Genomic DNA, 17,361 nt, shown 5'->3' on the forward strand with positions numbered 1-17,361 from the left:
AGGTTAACACTAGATTATTCAATAAATGTAAGGAGTTGTTTTTATGTTTGAACAGGCTCAACAGGCTTTACAAGAATATTATGGTTATCAATCCTTTAGAGTGGGGCAGGAGAAGATAATCAAGAATATATTATCAGGCTATAATACCTTAGGGATAATGCCAACTGGTGGAGGAAAATCGATCTGTTTTCAGATACCAGCCCTCTGTTTTCCAGGGGTAACATTGGTGATTTCTCCACTGATCTCTCTAATGAAAGACCAGATAGACTCTTTAAATACTATCGGAATTCCAGCTACCTTTATTAATAGTTCTTTGGAATGGATTGAGATAGAGGAGCGGATTGAGATGGCTCGTCGAGGTGATTATAAGCTTCTCTATATTGCACCAGAAAGACTAGAGAGTGAAGACTTCTTATCGAGGCTAAATGCTATAGATATTTCAATGTTGGCTGTAGATGAAGCCCATTGTATCTCTAGCTGGGGACATGATTTCCGCCCTAGCTATCGTTTAATTCCTAAACTGATTAATAACCTTGCATCAAGACCATTGGTAACGGCATTTACTGCTACAGCTACTCAAGAGGTTAGAGATGATATCAATGAGTTGTTGGGAATTAGTACAGAGAATACTTTTGTCACAGGTTTTGATCGACCAAATTTGACCTTTAAGGTGATTAAAGGTGAGAATAAGCGAGACTTTATTGAAGAGTATTTGAGTGTCAATCAGGATGATGCAGGGATTATCTATGCTGCTACTAGAAAGGAAGTTGAGGCATTATATAACTTCTTAAATAATAGAGGATATTCTGTAGGAAAGTATCATGCAGGTTTAGACCATGAAGAGAGAAAGAAGACCCAAGAGAGCTTTATTTATGATGATTTAAAGGTAATTGTAGCTACCAATGCCTTTGGGATGGGGATTGATAAGAGTAATGTTAGGTATGTAATTCATCACAATATGCCTAAGAATATAGAGGCTTATTACCAAGAGGCAGGAAGGGCAGGCAGGGATGGGGAGGACAGTGAGTGTATTTTATTATTCAGCCCTGCTGATATTAGACTACCCAAATACTTTATAGATCAGTCTAAGCTCTCAGAAGAGCGTAAAGAGTATGAATATGATAAGCTCCAGAAGATGATTGACTACTCTTATACAGGTAAATGTTTAAGGCACTTTATTTTAGATTACTTTGGTGAAGAGAACCCTAAAGAGAGTTGTGATAATTGTACTAATTGTAATGGTGAGGGGGATTTAGAGGATATAACTGTGGAGGCTCAAAAGATTTTATCTTGTATCTATAGAACTGAGCAGCGATTTGGGATAGGGCTTGTAGCAGCTGTTTTGAAGGGGTCTAAAAGGCAGAAGGTCTTAGAGAATGGATTTGATGAATTATCGACTTATGGTATTATGAGTCACTATAAGATCAAAGAGATTAAAAATTTGATTAACTTCTTAATTGCCGAAGGATATGTACTCTTAAGTAATAGTAAATATTCTGTGACCCAATTGAGCCCAAAAGCTATGCCTGTCTTAAAGGGTGAAGAGAAGGTATATCACAAGATTAGAAAGAGAATCGAGAAGGTCTTTGTTAAGAATGAACTTTTTGATATCTTAAGGGATTTACGAGCAGAGTTGGCAAAAGCAGAGGATTTACCTCCTTATGTTATCTTTCAGGATAGTAGCTTAAAGGAGTTTGCCAGTAAGTTACCCCAAAATAAGGATGATATGCTTAAAGTTAAGGGGGTAGGCTTTATTAAGTATCAGAAGTATGGTAAACAGTTCTTGGAGAAGATTAGAGAGTATCAAATTCAGAATCGAAGTGAGGAAAGTAAGGTAAACCAGTCCAATCAAGAGAAGGTCCCAAGCCATCTAATCAGTTATAATCTATATCAAGAGGGTAAATCCTTAGAAGAGATAGCTGAAATAAGGGGATTGGTCATTTCTACTATAGAAAGTCATATGATTAAGGTCTCAACAGAAGGTTATGAGATAGATTTAGAGTCCTTTGTACCCGATGAATACAAAGAAATGATTGTGGAGAAGATCAAAGAGGTTGGTGATGAGAAGTTAACCCCTATTAAACAGGAGTTGCCAACAGAGGTGAGCTATTTCCATATTAAGATTATGCTCATGCAGGATAGATTAAAGGATGCTATTTAACTTAAAAAGAGAGGATTCTAATTTAATTAGAATCCTCTCTTTTTTTAAAGTAACTCTTTAATCTTAGTCATAATTAGAGAACCAGCTTCTTTCATCTCCTCTTTAGAAAGCTTCTTATCATAGAACTCATCTAATGTGAACATCTCTCCGATATTAGCAATAATATTTTCTTTAAAAGGGGAGTTGGTTCCCTTAATACCAATAGGAATAATAGGGCTTTTAGACTTTAAAGCAAGCAGGGTTGCCCCTAATTGTGGTTCTTGTAGCTGACCATCTGTACTTCTAGTCCCTTCAGGGAAGATCCCCAAAATCTGATTATTCTTTAATAGCTCTAAAGCATATTTAATAGCACCTCTATCAAAGCATCCTCTTTTAATTGGAAAAGCTCCTAATTTCTTTAGTATAAAGCTACCAAATTTATTCTTAAACAGATTATCTTTTGCCATAAAGTTGATCTTTCTATTCAATAAAGTGGTTAAAAATGGTGGATCATAGTTACTGATATGATTAGATACAACAATAAAGCTCTGATCTTTAGGAAGCTTTCTTGTTCCAATTATCTGTGGTTTAGAACCAATACCGTAAAACATCTTAAATAGCTTGATTGCAATTCTATAAGTTAAGTTCATAGTATTTCCTCCTTAAATTTCTTCTTTGGAGTACAGTATATCATATTAGCGGTCTAATTGACAAGCGTTATCATTTAAATCAAGAGAAAAGTGTCGTAATATCTATGTATTGTATCAGTTTTGCTATTAGCTAAAGTTTTGACAACCCTTCTCTTTTATGCTATTATTGAGAAAAAACACAGTTAGTATCAAAGGAGGATATCTAGTATGAATAATACTAAGCATTTAGCTTTAGGGGGATTATTAATCGCACTAGTAGCTGTAGCAACAATGTCAATTAAGATACCTATGCCAGCCACAGGTGGATATATTCATCCAGGTGATAGTATAATTTATTTAGTGGCTATTTTATTTGGTGGCAAGTATGCTTTATTAGCAGGGGGGATTGGTTCAGCCTTAGCAGATGTGTTATCAGGTTATGGTCAATGGGCTTTACCTACTTTAATTATTAAAGGTATTGAGGGGTATATTATTGCTAAGATAGCTAGTCGTAAATTGACCCATACTAAATTGAGAGCAAAAGATATTATGGCAATACTTATCGGTGCATTATGGATGGTAGGAGGTTATTACATAGCAGAGGGGATTATGGTTAAAAGCTTTGTAGTACCAGTGGCTAATATCTCTTGGAATTTAACTCAGGCATTGGGAGGGGCAGTGATTGCAGTTCCCCTTATATTTGGGCTTTTAAAGACGAATATAGTAGAGCTTAGTAAGGATAAATAGATATTAATTAGTGAAAGGTGAGGTTAATGAAAGCAGGCAAGATTGATATTGGAAACTTAAAAGAACTGATTTTAGATAAAATTTCAGCAAGTCATCAAGATGTACTGGTTAGACCAAAGATTGGAGAAGATTCAGCAGTTATCGATTTTGGAGAGTTTGTAGCTGTAATGTCTACTGATCCTATTACTGGAGTAAAAGAGGGGATGGGGAGCTTGGCTGTCAATGTAGCTTGTAATGATATTGCTGCTAATGGTGCTAAAGCTATTGGGATTCAACAAGCCTTATTGATTCCTCCTACTACCAGTAAAGAGGAGATTGTAGCTATTATTCAAGATATCAATCAGGCTGCTCAAGACTTAGGAATAGATATCTTGGGAGGGCATACTGAGATTACCGATATAGTTACTCAGCCTCTAGTTGTCTGTACTGCTATTGGTAAGACGACCAAAGATAAGTATGTAACCTCTTCTGGTGCTAAGGTTGGTGATGATATCGTAGTAACTAAGTGGTCAGGGCTTGAAGGAACTGCTATTTTAGCTAATGATTATTATCAAAAACTAGTAGAGTTAGGAATAGATGAAGGCTTATTAAAAGAAGGACAAGGTTTAATTAAGGATTTAAGTGTAATCTCTGAAGGATTGATTGGAGCAGAGTTTGGAGTTAATGCGATGCATGATGTAACAGAAGGGGGCTTATATGGATCGGTCTTTGAACTTTCTATTGCTGCAGAGGTTGGCTTTGAGCTAGAGGAGAACTTAGTACCTCTCCATCCTGCTACTAAGGCTATTTCTGATAAGTTAAAGATTAACCCTTATCAGCTAATTGGTTCAGGGATGATGATTTTAACTAGTGAACGTGGAGAAGAGCTGGTTAAAGAACTTGAATTGGCAGGAATTAAGGCTACTATTATTGGTAAAATTGTCGAAAAGAAAAGAGTAGTCAATACTAAAGAGGGGCAGGTTACATTTACCAATGCTCCCCAAGATGAACTGTGGAGATTTCTAGCGGAAAATTAAATTTAAATGAGATTAGGCAACTTCTTAAAGAGGTTGCTTTTTATTATCCCTTCTATCTTAAAGGCCTATTGGGGATGATAAAGATAGAAGGGAGAGTAGTTATCTACTATACTTGGAGCTATATATTTATATAGCTTCAATCCCAATCAAAGCTAATTTGAAGTTTTTAAGAAAGATCTTAGTTTAACTTCTATATTTTTCAATAATGAGTTATAATATTCTTGAGCTTATGATTATAATTAAAAGATCTTGAAGTTCTATGCTTAGCTTAAATTAACGAAAGTTAAGAATCAATTATTAATATATGGAAGTTAAATAATAATTTTAAGGGATGATTAAGATGAAATTTGTCAGAAAAATTTTGTTTCACAGAATTATTTTCTTATTTGTATCTATACTAGTACAGTTACTAGTTTTGATAGCAATAATCTTAAAGTTTAATGAGTACTTTGTCTTTTTCTATGGAGCAAGTATACTTATCAGCATGGTTGCAGTATTAGGGATTATAAATAATCATATTAATCCTGCATATAAGATTGCGTGGATTATACCTATATTATTATTTCCAATCCTTGGAGGAACATTTTATATCTTCTTTGGTGGAAAGAAGTTGGGTAAAGGTGCAAGAGATAAAATGATATCAATCGAGAATAAAACAAGGAAGGTATTAGTATCCCAAGAGTCTGTTTTAGAAGAGATAGAATCCCAAAATAAAGTTGCTGCTAACCAGTCAAGATATCTTCAAGATTATGGCCATTTTCCACCTTATCGCAAGACAATAAGTAAGTACTTTCCAAGTGGTGAGCTGAAGTTTGAAAAGTTAAAGGAAGAATTAAGAAGGGCAGAGCATTATATCTTTTTAGAGTACTTTATTATTGAAGAAGGTGAGATGTGGAACAGTATACTTGATATATTAATAGAAAAAGCATCAGAGGGTGTAGATGTTCGAGTTATATATGATGATGTAGGTTGTTTATTTACTCTACCCTATGGATATGATGCAAAGCTTGAAGAGCTGGGAATTAAGTGCTGTGTTTTTAACCCCCTAATTCCTATATTGTCTCCGATGATCAACAATCGCGATCACCGCAAAATTACAATCATTGATGGTCATACTGGCTTTACAGGAGGGGCTAATTTGGCTGATGAATATATAAATAAGGTCGAAAAACATGGTCATTGGAAGGATTCGGCTATTATGATTAAGGGAGAAGCTGTCTGGAGTATGACTGTGATGTTTTTATCTATGTGGGATTATCTTAGAGAAATTGAAGAAAACTTAGAAGAATTTAAGTATGATAATAATTTATTAGAGTATAATTCAAAGAATACAGATGGATATATTCAGCCCTTTGCAGATAGTCCCTTAGATGATGAAACGGTTGGGGAGATAGTCTATCTTAATCTAATTAACAAGGCCAGAAAATATGTCTATATTACAACACCCTATTTAATTATCAATAATGAGATGGTAACAGCACTATCATCAGCGGCTAAGGGGGGAGTTGATATTCGTATAATTACTCCCCATTGTGCAGATAAATGGTATGTTCATGCAGTTACCAGATCCTATTATAGGATTCTTATTAAAAGTGGAGTTAAAATCTATGAGTATCTTCCAGGCTTTATACATTCAAAAAACTACATATCAGATGATGATTATGGAGTTGTTGGTACGATAAATATGGATTATAGGAGCTTATACTTACACTTTGAATGTGGAGTTTGGATGCATAATTGTAGTACTATTATGGAAGTGAAAGAAGATTTTCTTAATACCTTAAAGGTCTGTAAGGAGATTACTATGGAAGATTTTGAGGATATTAAGTGGTATAGGTCCTTAGGGAGTTCAGTATTACGCCTCTTCTCTCCATTAATGTAATGATATTAGTAATTTTATTTCCAATATGATTTGTAATAGAGTATTTTAGTTGAAAAATAAATTGATTTTTATTATATTTGCCCTGATTATATTTTTCTTAAACTCCTGATTATAATCTGTTATAATATTATATTGATGGAATTTAGCAATATTTTTATAGCTAGGGGAGGATTGAATTATGAAATTATCATTACCAAAAAGTTATACTAGAAAGATTGCCAGAGCGATAGCTGAGTTTGAGCTAATAGAAGAGGGGGATAATATTCTAGTTGGATTTTCAGGAGGGAAGGATAGCTCTTTATTATTATATGCTCTAGCAACCTTGCAAAAGAGTATGGGCATTAATTTTAAGGTAAGTGCTTTAACTATCGATTTGGGCTTTGAAGAGGATGCAGAGTTTAAGGAGATGAAGGATTACTGTAAAAAGCTAGAGATACCCTATTATATTGAAAGGACTAAGATCTCTGAGATTATTACCGATGAGGCTACGAAAAATCCTTGTGCAAAGTGTGCTTATTTTAGAAAAGGAGCAATCTCTAAATTTATGAAAGAAGGTGGCTTTAATAAGATTGCTTATGGTCATCATTATGATGATGCAGTGGAGACCTTCTTGATGAGTATTCTCTACTCTGGACAGGTCAAGACCTTTGAGCCAAAGAGTTATTTAGATAATAGTGATATCTATGTAATCAGACCTCTGCTTTACTTAAGAGAGCAGGAGACCCGTGAGGCGAAAAAGATCACTGAATTTGAGCCAATTCCAAGCCCTTGTCCCCATGATGGTGAGACCAAAAGAGAAGAGATAAAGCAGTTGCTTAGAAGTTTTGATGATAGTAAACAGATATTTTATAATGTAGCAGCAGCTATGAGAGAAGGGGCTCCTTTACAGCTATGGCCTCAGGAGTTAGCTGATAAAGAGGTGCTCGAAAAAACCAATAAGTTATGGAAGGGCTAAGTAGAAATTTATTCAGTGCAGGACTGTCTAAAATTAATTGATCATTGATAGTAGGAGAGAATTAGGGATAAATTTTACAATTAAAAAAGGAAATTTATCTTTTTAGGATAAAGTATATAGTATAGTCTAGTATGCTTATGTTTTTGTTCAAAATCGAAGACTGAAGATGAATTGATAAATTCATATAAATTATCTGATATATGAGATGTGAATATAGATAAGGCTGGAGATATTATCTCTAGTCTTTTTATTTTATATTTATTATTAAGAACCTTAGATATAATCAACTTAAAAAAGGAGAGAAGATAATGGTCCATATTTTTAATGAAGAGAAGATTAGCTATAAGTTCAAAGAAGCAAAGGTCACTGAATTTGCTTGGCATAGCAGCCAAGAACTATCAAAAATAGTCGACTCCCAAAACTTAAAATTTGACCTAAGGCTGCTTGATTCAGGTAAATACTCTTATCCATATCATTTTCACAGAAATGCCGAAGAGATATTTATTATATTAAGTGGCAAAGCAATGCTTAGAACACCAAAAGAATTTGTAGAGTTAAATGAAGGTGATATTGTATTTTTTGAGATAGGACCTGAAGGTGCTCACCAATTATATAATCATACCCAAAAGCCCTGTAAATACCTTGATATCAGAACCGACATTGGGATAGATGTATGTGAATATCCTGATTCAAATAAGATAAATATACTACCTTATCAAGAGGTATATCAAAAAAATAGTACTGTTGATTACTTTAAAGGTGAAGATAAAGTTAAGGAAAAGTGGGGAGAAGAATTTTCTAGATGAATCATAAATCCTAATCTTCGAAAGAAGGAAATTTTTTATAAATATAGAAATACTAATGTAAGTAAGATTTTTTAAGAGGGAATTGCTATTTGCTTAAAACAGGAGATAAGAACTGTGATATCATGGATAAGGCTTTAATAATACTCCTCATGAAGTTCAACTGTAAATTTTGTTTTATGGGAGGAGGAGGTATCATGATGTATCTAGCTAGCATAGGTGATTTAAAGGAAGGGGACATATTAGCTAAGAAGATATATACTGCAGATGGTAAATTACTATTAGGTGCAGGAAGAAGATTGAACAAGAAATACATCAATAAATTAGAGAAAATTGGTATTAACCATATCTATCTTAAGGATGATAGATTAAAAGAGTTAAAGAAAGAAGATATTGAGATAATACCAGAGGAGATTAGAAAAGAAGCAATAATTATAGCTAGAGATTGTATTAAAAAGATAAGTGATGCTGATATTGGACTAAAAGGTGGAGAACAGCATCAACTATATAAAGTAATTGCAGATATTATTGATAATATAACCATCAATCGGAAGCTGCTTAATTGTATTAAAGACATTAGATTATTACAAGATGAACTCTTCTTTCATCTAACCAATGTCACTGTACTCTCTTTAGTAGTAGCTAAGCAGCTAGGTTATGAGAGGGAACGATTAATGGAGTTAGGGATAGGTGCCTTCTTACACGATGTAGGTAAGATAAAAGTTCCTCCAGAAATTTTAAATAAGCCCGGCAGACTTACTGATATGGTTCTGGTTATCCAAAAGGAATAAGTAGAAGATATATCGATGAATATGCCAGAATTGTGGCGATTGCTGATGTCTTTGACTCTATGATTAATGATAGAGTTTATCGTAGCTCAATTAAAGTTAAAGAGGTAATAGAGTACTTATATACTACCTTTACAGAAAATAAGATGGATAGACAATTACTAGATAAATTTTTAAGAATGGTAGTTCCCTACCCTATTGGAACTAAGGTTAAATTAAATATTGGTTGTGAAGCAGTAGTTACCCAAGTAAATGAGACTATGAAGTTAAGGCCGGTAGTTAAGGTCTTAAATTTTATTGGTCTAGATAGGGACTTTGTAATTGATTTATCGAAGGATTTGCATATTGATATTGTAGATGAAATAGTTTAGAATTTTTAATTAAGCCAGAATATTCTGGCTTTTTTTAGGTTTTAGTGGTCAATTTTATATTGGTCATTTATGACTATCTTTAACTAAAAAATAATAAACATTTATAACAACATTATCATAAAATATAATCTATAACTAATTGATTTTAACTTTGAAATAGCTAGTATTTTCTAATATAAATGATTATTTTATATCATAAAATGTTAAATAAAGGAATAGTCTATAATTTTATGATTCTATAATCAAATTTTATTATAGGGACAATATTGTTTCAACTTTAGAATCAAATCTATAGAAGTAAGAAGAGTAGAAGGATATTAAAAGAAAGGAGGTCTAAAGATGGAAAGAATCAACAGGTCAATTAGACTTACCACTATTATTTCGGTAATTATTTTTGTAATAGCTAGTGCTGCAATAACAGCGACCTTGATTATGGAATATTATAATCAGCTACTACCTCTTAGCCTGTCAATGGCTGCAATAATTTTGATAATAATAGTTAGAGTTAAAAGAAAGAATAATTATTATGGGTTAAGGATGATGAGTGATTTTAATAAGTATATTCTGCTAACAATATCAGTTATATTCTTATATTTAACTTTTAAGTTCTTTAAATTTGATTTTAATTTCTTTAGTATCATTGTCTTTTATATCCCCTTACTTTACTCTCTAGTTTTTCCTAATCCATTCTTTACAGTAGTAATTGCGATTTTAATTATAGATTTATTTTCAGGTTATTATCCAGAGGTTGGAAGGTATCAACTACATGGATATTCTGTAGGAGTCTTTACAGCTTCTTTATTATATGCTTGCTTGGCTTATCTAATTGATTATTTATTTAAAGAGAAGGAGAGGTTTAGGAATTTAAGTATTAAAGATAGTCTGACCGATGCTTATAATTTAGATTATATACTAAAGGCTGGAGAAGAGATTTTAGCTGATAAGAAGAAGCTTGGAATCTATCTTTTAGATATCAACCACTTTAAGCAGTTTAATGATACTTATGGACATTTAGTTGGTAATCAAATTTTAATACAACTGGCTAATTTTTTAAAGAAGGAGTTAGTGGACTATACTAGTTTAGTAGGCAGATTGGGAGGAGATGAATTTGTCATCTTAATTGAAGATATATCTTTAAAAGAATCTAAGCACATTCTTAATAGATTGATATCAGATTTGGAAAATAAGTCTTTTGAAGGGGATAAGGATCTAAGCCAGTTTAATATCTCTGTTTCAGTCGGCTTGGCTCATTGTAAAGAAGGAAATACTTATAATATTCAGGAATTATTAAATCATGCCGATGAGAGGATGTATTTTCATAAGCACCATAATTTCTCCTTGGGAACAAAAATCTCTTCTAAAGACTATTTGAGTAAATAGATTGAATCTTTTTAATGGGCTTGGCAATAATAGCTAGCTTGGAGTTGTTAAATTACACAAGCTTGTTGATTAGAGAGATGATTTTTTAGTTTAGAGATTTATACTTAGATACTGTGCTTGGCTAAGGCTATTTAATTTATATAGATAATGGGGATTGAAGATTGTTCTTACTGAACCCTTTGATGTAGTTAACAGATGGTAAATAGAATAAATAGAAGTTAATAAGAAGAGAATAATCAATAGATAGAGTAGTCCTTTAATTGTTGAGGAAATCAATTTATCCAATAACTCGACCATATAGATTCTCCTTTTTCTTATACAGAGCTTTTTAAGATAGTTTTTGTTAAATGACTAGATTCTATTCTGTTAACTTTTTCCATCTGTTTTATTTAGTTATTAATTAAAAAGGAGAGAGGGGGGTTCCCGCTCTCCTTTATCACTAGAAATTTATATGATTATTGCTGTGGATTCTGTTCATTTTGTCCCACTTTAAATTGTGGTTCTTGACTCTCTACATAGTTAACTCTGTTGCGTAATTCATTTACTACATTGGCAACCTGTTGAGCATGTTTATTATACATATCTTGTGCCATCTTATCTTGAGTATCTTGAGCAAATCCTTCTAAGGTAACTCTAGCAGTTTCTAAACCATTAAGAGCTTTGTGTAAATCTTGTCCAACTGTCATTTATTTTTTCACCTCCTTATCTCCACTAATTATAATAACCCTTTAATTAGAAAGTATAAGATGTAGATTAAGTGAAAGAAGAGAAGATATACCATCAATTTTAGGATGGGATTAACTGGAGTAAATAAAGGTATTCTAGTAATAATAAAGAAGAACATTAAAGGAGAAGATAAATAAAAATTAATATAATGGAAGGGAGAGAAAATTTGATGAACAAAATTTTAATTCCTTTAGCTGAAGGTTTTGAAGAGATTGAAGCTATTACTAATATTGATATTTTACGGAGGGCAGGATTGGAGGTTGAGACTGCTTCTTTAGGAGATTTGGCTGTAACTGGTGGTCATAATATTATAATTAATGCTGACAAACTGATAGATGAGGTCAAAGCTCAAGAGTTAGCGGGGATTGTCCTACCAGGAGGAATGCCTGGAGCAGCACATCTAAGGGATGATGAGAGAATTGTTAGCTTAATTCAAGAGCTAGCTAAAAGAGAAGCTTTAATTGCTGCTATCTGTGCGGCTCCTATTGTTTTAGAAGAAGCAGGGCTGTTAAGTGATAGGGTGGTAACCAGTTATCCAGGATTTGAAGAAGAACTGGAATCTTGCAATTATTTGCAGGATAGAGTAGTAGTTGATGGGAATATCATTACAGGGCGTGGTCCTGGGGTAGCTGTAGAATTTGCCTTAAAGCTAGTAGAGTACTTAGTAGATAATAAAAAAGTAGAAGAGCTCAAGGCTACAATGCTGACAAATTTTTAATTAATAATCTCCCAATAGTTCTTTAGCATACTCTTCTTATATAGTTATCCAAATTTAGAGATATTAAGAGAGTCACGAGTGATGTCAAGAGGTTTTTACTTGTTACCTGTCACTTGTCACTGATTACTAAGCTGTCGCAATATTCCATTTTAGCTTAAATAAATTTAAACATTCTTTTAATAATTATCTTTCTTCTTATTACATATATTTATAATATATCTTTAGTTTCTAGAAAGGAGAGGGAAGATGATTGACTTTAAAGAAGAGCAGGTTAGAGTAGAATATCTAATTGGAGAAGATACAGTTACTGAATCTATTACTAAAAATGTTCCTATCCCAGTTGAAGCCAAACCTGATATCGAGGAGATTTTAGAGGTAAAGGCTGATTTGATGGGGGTTATGGGTACTGTAGAAGATGGTGGAGTAACAATTAATGGTCTAATTGAGTTAGGTGTGATGTATGTGGCCGATACTCCCGAGGGTGACCAGCCAGTTCACTTTTTTGAAGGAGAGTTTACATTCACTAACTTTGTAGATATCCCTGAAGCTGAGGAGTATATGGATACCTATGTCAATGTTGATATCTTAAAGGTTAATTATAATTTTGTTGATGATAGAACTGTAGAAGTTACTGTTGTAATTAGAAAGTTTGCTAAGGTCTTTGATTATCGCCAGATTAATATTATTACTGAAGTAGAAGGTATTAGAGAATCATTGGTGGAGAAGGAATTACTTAGAATAGAGCATGTCATTGGAGAGAATACCTATCAAACGGTTGTAGAGGGAATAATTGAAGTTCCAACCCAAAAACCAGATATTGAAAGAATTTTAAAGATCAATGGTGCGCTGATTGAGGATGAGATAGCAGGGGTTATCGATGATGCTATCATTGTAGGCGGTGTCTTTAGAGCTGATGTTACCTATGTAGCTGATACTCCAGAAGGTGATCAGCCTGTTCATGCCTTTGAAGGTGAGGTTGGACTTACTGAAGTTATTGAAGTTGCAGGGGCTAAAGAAGGGTTGAATGCCTATGCTGATATAACTATTAAGCGTTGGGATTATAATGTTGTTAATGGAAATCAGCTTGAGATAAGGGCTTTAGTAGATATCTTTGTTAAGGTAACTGAGACTAAGCAGATAGAGGTTGTAACAGCTATTAACAGTGATCAAGTAGAGGTTGAGGAAGAGTTATTGAGAGTAGAAGAGGTAATTGGTGAAGATACAGTAACTGAAACTATCATTCAAGAGTTTAGTCCACCTCCTGTCAAGCCTAATATTGAACAGGTATTACAGGCAGATGTCCAATTATTCTTGCCAGTCTGTACAGTAGAAGAAGGTGGGGTCTTGGTTGAAGGGCTGCTTGTAGCAGGAGTACTTTATGTAGCAGCTACCCCAGAAGGGGATCAGCCAGTTCATTTCTTTGATGATGTAGAGGAATTTGAGAACTTTGTGAATATTCCTGGAGCAGAGGCAGGGATGTTCTGCTATGGTAATATAGATATTAAAAAGGTCAAAGCTAGACTGATAGATGACCGAACTGTAGAGCTATCTATTATCTTAAATGAGTTTATCAAGGTAATAAACTTTAGACAGCTGACTATAGTAACCGATATAATTGGAGTTACTCCTGGAGATGATCAGCCTAGTGATTGTCCTAAGAAAGAGTATACTGTGCAAGCAGGAGATACCTTATATAAGATAGCTAAAAGGTATGGAACTACTGTGGATGCAATTTTAGCGGAGAATGAGATAGAAGATCCTGACTATCTCGAGGTTGGTCAGAGATTGATAATCCCAAATTGTATGGTTGATAATCCTAGAGGATAATAAAAACGATATTATTTATTTATGCCCCTTTTAATTTAAGGGGTTTTTTGTTTTTAGTTATCTAAAAAGGTGTTAGCAGACAGAATATAGAAGAATAGCTTAGATAATATTAAATCAATATACTGCCTGTTTTTATGTTAAGTATCGATGAAATATAGGTTGAGATAGTAACTAAACAGATTAGTAATTTACTTATTTAGTAGTGATAAAAAAGAGTCGATCAAATGATAAAGGTAGCTCATCGAGGGTATATAAATGGGAATCATCCTGATAATTCTCGGTCTGCTTTACTAAAAGCGATTGAATTGGATTATGATATGATAGAGATTGATCTTAGGGAGACTAAGGATAAACAGATAATCTTACACCATGATGAAGATTTGATGAGATTATTTAAAGTTGATATAAAGGTTAAAAATTTAACTCTAAATCAATTAAAAGAGCTTAAATTTAGCAATTATGTAGATTTGATGTTGAGTTTTGAAGATGCTTTGTGGCACTTCTTGTTTAACCATTAAAATTAGCTCGATTATTGAATTGGTTAAAGAAGAGATATAATTTTATATTGGAGGGGATTTTAGATAAATAGTTCGGTAATTGTTGTATCTATGGGCAAAGTGATTTTCAAACTTTTAACTCTATCAAGAGAATATTTGCTGAATTACGGTATAATAAAAAAGGTTATGAGAGTAGAAACCCAGAATGTATAAGAGAAGAGCTGGGGCAATTTTTATAATATATTATTTTAATAAAGGAGTATAGTTATGAGCAAATATATAGCTTTTGATTTTGATGGAACTCTAGTTGATTCACAGGATATTGCTATATCAGTGGTTAATCAACTTGCTAATAAGCATGATTTCAAACCTATAGAGAGGGAGGATATTGAGCATTTAAAGGGTTTATCGGTTTTTGATAGGTGTAAATTTTTGAATGTTCCTGTATATAAGTTGCCCTTTTGGGCACCAGAATTTTATAGAATCTATAAGAAATCTATAAAAAATCTCCTCTTCTTTGATGGGATTAGTAATTTATTAAAAGAGCTAGGAGCGATGGATTATAATTTGGCTATTATATCATCCAATTCAGAAACCATTATCCGAGACTTTTTAAAGAATAATCAGATAGATAATATTGACCAAATCTTCTGTTCTAGTAATCTCTTTGGGAAGGATAAGGTTATTAAGAAATTCTTAAAAAGAAATAAACTCAAAAGTTCCGAGCTAATCTATGTTGGTGATGAATCAAGGGATGTGATTGCTTGTAAGAAGGTTGGGGTAGAGGTAATATGGGTTAGCTGGGGTTATGATTCAATGGATACTATACAAGAAGAATCCCCAGATTATATCGCTAAAGAGCCTAAGGAGATTTTAGAGATAGTGAAGTCCCTATAATTTTAAATTTTTAGGGTTAGCGGTTTATCCTATTTAATATTGAGAGTACATAAAGCAATAAATAAAGTATAAGGAGGAGTTGATGATGGAATTAAAGCAGTTGACAGAGCAGGTATATTATTTAGATGGACCTACCAATATTGGGGTGATTAAGGATAGAGAGAGTGCAATCTTAATTGATAGTGGTTTAGATGATAGTGTGGCTAAGAAGATATTAAGAATCTTAGAAGATAATAACTTAACTCTAAAAACAATTATCAATACTCATTTCCATGCAGACCACTGTGGTGCCAATAATTATTTACAGCAAGCGACTGAAGCAGAGATTTATGCTTATGGGATCGAAGCTGCTATTATCAATTATCCTTATCTTGAGCCACTATCCTTCTTCTCAGGAGCCAATCCAATTAAGGATTTAAAGAATAAATTCTTAATGGCCAAGGAATCTAAGGTAGATCATCTATTAAAGGAGACCAATATAAAGTTAAATTTCGATAGCATTGAAGTGGAGATAATTCCTTTACAAGGCCATTCAGTAAATCAGATTGGAGTTGTAGTAGATGGGGTCTTATTCTGTGGAGATTCAATCTTCTCTAAGAAGGTAATTGATAAACATAAGCTACTCTTTTATACAGATATTGAAAAACAGAAAGCTACTCTAGAGTTTCTAGCTGAGACTAACTATGATTGCTATCTACCTTCACATGCTAAAGCTACTACTGATATTAGAGAGCTAGCTAAGGTGAACTTAGACTGTATCAATGAGATAGAAGGTATAATCTTTAAGCTATTAGAATCTGCTAAAAGTACTGAACAACTATTACAAGAGACCTTAGCTTACTACCAAGTTAAGCTTAAGAGTCTGCAACAGTATCACCTGATGAAGACCTTGATTATGGCTTATCTCTCCTCACTCTATAATAATGATAGAATAGAATTAGAGCTGAGGGATAATTGCTTATACTGGAAGAGCATAAAAGGTTAAAGAGAGGTGAGTGATAGGTGGTCAATTACAAGTGATTTGATATAAAATAAAAACTAGAGCTATTAATAGCTCTAGTTTTTATTTTATATCATGGGTCTTTATGTATTCACTAATTTTAGTATCTTCTTCAGCAATATGATTTATTAACCATTCCATTATCTTATCTGTAATTATTTCAACTAACTCATCTATACTCTCTTCTTCATCAAAAAACTCATACTTGATTTTATTGATCTTTCTGATAAAGTTTTGGTGAATCTCTTTATGGCGTTCATATTTAGGGTACTTATATTTTAGTTGTAACTCTTCTTCATCATTAAAATGAGTTACAAAATAATCACTTAAGAAGTAGAAGAGATGTTCTACAGTCTCTGTTGATTTTTCTCGATTATCTTTATTTTTTTCTAATTTTTTTAGAAAATTGTTTGTTTGTCTAAAGATTTCCTGATGTTGTCTATCAATCAGTTCAATCCCAATATTGAAATCATCTGCCCATTTGATGAACATATACAATCACCCTCCTTTTAGATTGAGCTTATAATACTTCTTCTATGCCTAAAATTTATTTCCTGCAATATTATATCATTTATAATTAAAAGTCAAATAAATCATTGTGTGATTAATTTGTAACTGATATGTTAATCTTTAGAGAGTATCTAGTGTTATTATATAAGTGAGTAAAGCAAAGGATGGAGTAAGGTAGGAATTAAGATTGAGAATGCTAATATGTGGTATAGCTAAGGAGGTGTTTGAAGAGGAGTAGTAATTAGTTTAACTTATAATTAGTAAGGACTAGAGATTGAAAACTTGATGGTTTTATAGTGCTAATAAGAATTATAATACTAAGAAAGGCTTAACAAGGACAAGTTTCTAAATTATAATGGCTAGGTGATAACTTAAAAGAAACTTTGTAGATATTATTGGGGATCCTATCATAGGAGGGAGTGGGATCCCCTATAGTATTTATAAGGATAGTTTTGGATAATAGAGGTTAGGGAGT

18 protein-coding genes are annotated in these 17,361 nt (G+C 33.0%); 14 read left to right on the plus strand and 4 right to left on the minus strand.

Going from position 1 to position 17,361, the window contains the following annotated elements:
* The first annotated feature begins 43 nt into the window (after positions 1 to 43).
* Positions 44 to 2,161: a DNA helicase RecQ gene (gene recQ, locus BX659_RS01980; protein ID WP_097016150.1), complete on the plus strand. Its 2,118-nt coding sequence runs from the start codon at positions 44 to 46 to the stop codon at positions 2,159 to 2,161.
* 44 nt (positions 2,162 to 2,205) lie between these two features.
* On the opposite strand, the gene BX659_RS01985 is transcribed toward recQ, so the two are convergent.
* Positions 2,206 to 2,790, minus strand: coding sequence for a lysophospholipid acyltransferase family protein (locus BX659_RS01985; RefSeq protein ID WP_097016151.1), 585 nt, complete (start codon positions 2,788 to 2,790; stop codon positions 2,206 to 2,208).
* 207 nt (positions 2,791 to 2,997) lie between these two features.
* On the opposite strand from BX659_RS01985, the gene BX659_RS01990 reads away from it, so the two are divergent.
* The 8 genes from BX659_RS01990 to BX659_RS02025 all read left to right on the plus strand — a co-directional run bounded on the left by BX659_RS01990 (position 2,998) and on the right by BX659_RS02025 (position 10,711).
* Positions 2,998 to 3,516, plus strand: a complete 519-nt coding sequence (locus tag BX659_RS01990) for an ECF transporter S component (protein ID WP_097016152.1) — start codon at positions 2,998 to 3,000, stop codon at positions 3,514 to 3,516.
* Between the two features lie 26 nt (positions 3,517 to 3,542).
* On the plus strand, positions 3,543 to 4,532 hold the full coding sequence (locus BX659_RS01995) for an AIR synthase family protein (RefSeq protein WP_097016153.1): 990 nt from the start codon (positions 3,543 to 3,545) through the stop codon (positions 4,530 to 4,532).
* 340 nt (positions 4,533 to 4,872) lie between these two features.
* The gene (gene cls, locus BX659_RS02000; protein WP_097016155.1) at positions 4,873 to 6,414 is read left to right on the plus strand and encodes a cardiolipin synthase; all 1,542 of its coding nucleotides are present in this window, start codon (positions 4,873 to 4,875) and stop codon (positions 6,412 to 6,414) included.
* Between the two features lie 178 nt (positions 6,415 to 6,592).
* Complete coding sequence (locus BX659_RS02005) at positions 6,593 to 7,369, plus strand: tRNA lysidine(34) synthetase (protein ID WP_097016156.1); 777 nt, start codon at positions 6,593 to 6,595, stop codon at positions 7,367 to 7,369.
* 308 nt (positions 7,370 to 7,677) lie between these two features.
* Positions 7,678 to 8,175 carry a cupin domain-containing protein gene (locus BX659_RS02010; protein ID WP_097016157.1) on the plus strand — a complete coding sequence of 166 codons (498 nt, stop codon included), beginning with the start codon at positions 7,678 to 7,680 and terminating at the stop codon, positions 8,173 to 8,175.
* A gap of 197 nt (positions 8,176 to 8,372) precedes the next feature.
* Positions 8,373 to 8,963: an HD-GYP domain-containing protein gene (locus BX659_RS02015; RefSeq protein WP_106231564.1), complete on the plus strand. Its 591-nt coding sequence runs from the start codon at positions 8,373 to 8,375 to the stop codon at positions 8,961 to 8,963.
* A gap of 32 nt (positions 8,964 to 8,995) precedes the next feature.
* Positions 8,996 to 9,331 (plus strand): hypothetical protein, encoded by a 336-nt coding sequence (locus BX659_RS02020; protein ID WP_106231566.1) that lies wholly within the window; start codon positions 8,996 to 8,998, stop codon positions 9,329 to 9,331.
* Positions 9,332 to 9,670: 339 nt separating this feature from the next.
* Positions 9,671 to 10,711 (plus strand): GGDEF domain-containing protein, encoded by a 1,041-nt coding sequence (locus BX659_RS02025; RefSeq protein WP_097016159.1) that lies wholly within the window; start codon positions 9,671 to 9,673, stop codon positions 10,709 to 10,711.
* Positions 10,712 to 10,801: 90 nt separating this feature from the next.
* Here the strand turns inward: BX659_RS02025 and BX659_RS18775 are convergent, their stop codons facing one another.
* Positions 10,802 to 11,008, minus strand: coding sequence for a hypothetical protein (locus BX659_RS18775; protein ID WP_143786639.1), 207 nt, complete (start codon positions 11,006 to 11,008; stop codon positions 10,802 to 10,804).
* A gap of 158 nt (positions 11,009 to 11,166) precedes the next feature.
* The gene (locus tag BX659_RS02030; protein ID WP_097016160.1) at positions 11,167 to 11,397 is read right to left on the minus strand and encodes a DUF1657 domain-containing protein; all 231 of its coding nucleotides are present in this window, start codon (positions 11,395 to 11,397) and stop codon (positions 11,167 to 11,169) included.
* Positions 11,398 to 11,606: 209 nt separating this feature from the next.
* On the opposite strand from BX659_RS02030, the gene BX659_RS02035 reads away from it, so the two are divergent.
* From BX659_RS02035 to BX659_RS02055, 5 genes are all read left to right on the plus strand, one after another.
* Positions 11,607 to 12,155 carry a DJ-1 family glyoxalase III gene (locus BX659_RS02035; protein WP_097016281.1) on the plus strand — a complete coding sequence of 183 codons (549 nt, stop codon included), beginning with the start codon at positions 11,607 to 11,609 and terminating at the stop codon, positions 12,153 to 12,155.
* A gap of 246 nt (positions 12,156 to 12,401) precedes the next feature.
* On the plus strand, positions 12,402 to 13,982 hold the full coding sequence (locus BX659_RS02040; protein WP_097016161.1) for a DUF3794 and LysM peptidoglycan-binding domain-containing protein: 1,581 nt from the start codon (positions 12,402 to 12,404) through the stop codon (positions 13,980 to 13,982).
* A 224-nt stretch (positions 13,983 to 14,206) separates the two neighbouring features.
* The gene (locus tag BX659_RS02045) at positions 14,207 to 14,500 is read left to right on the plus strand and encodes a glycerophosphodiester phosphodiesterase (protein ID WP_097016162.1); all 294 of its coding nucleotides are present in this window, start codon (positions 14,207 to 14,209) and stop codon (positions 14,498 to 14,500) included.
* Between the two features lie 246 nt (positions 14,501 to 14,746).
* Positions 14,747 to 15,376, plus strand: a complete 630-nt coding sequence (locus BX659_RS02050; protein ID WP_097016163.1) for an HAD hydrolase-like protein — start codon at positions 14,747 to 14,749, stop codon at positions 15,374 to 15,376.
* 85 nt (positions 15,377 to 15,461) lie between these two features.
* Positions 15,462 to 16,361, plus strand: coding sequence for an MBL fold metallo-hydrolase (locus BX659_RS02055; protein WP_097016164.1), 900 nt, complete (start codon positions 15,462 to 15,464; stop codon positions 16,359 to 16,361).
* A 78-nt stretch (positions 16,362 to 16,439) separates the two neighbouring features.
* On the opposite strand, the gene BX659_RS02060 is transcribed toward BX659_RS02055, so the two are convergent.
* Positions 16,440 to 16,868: a bacteriohemerythrin gene (locus BX659_RS02060; RefSeq protein ID WP_097016165.1), complete on the minus strand. Its 429-nt coding sequence runs from the start codon at positions 16,866 to 16,868 to the stop codon at positions 16,440 to 16,442.
* Positions 16,869 to 17,361: the final 493 nt, after the last annotated feature.

It is taken from the genome of Orenia metallireducens (assembly GCF_003001995.1).
In the GTDB taxonomy this organism is placed as follows: domain Bacteria; phylum Bacillota; class Halanaerobiia; order Halobacteroidales; family Halobacteroidaceae; genus Orenia; species Orenia metallireducens_B.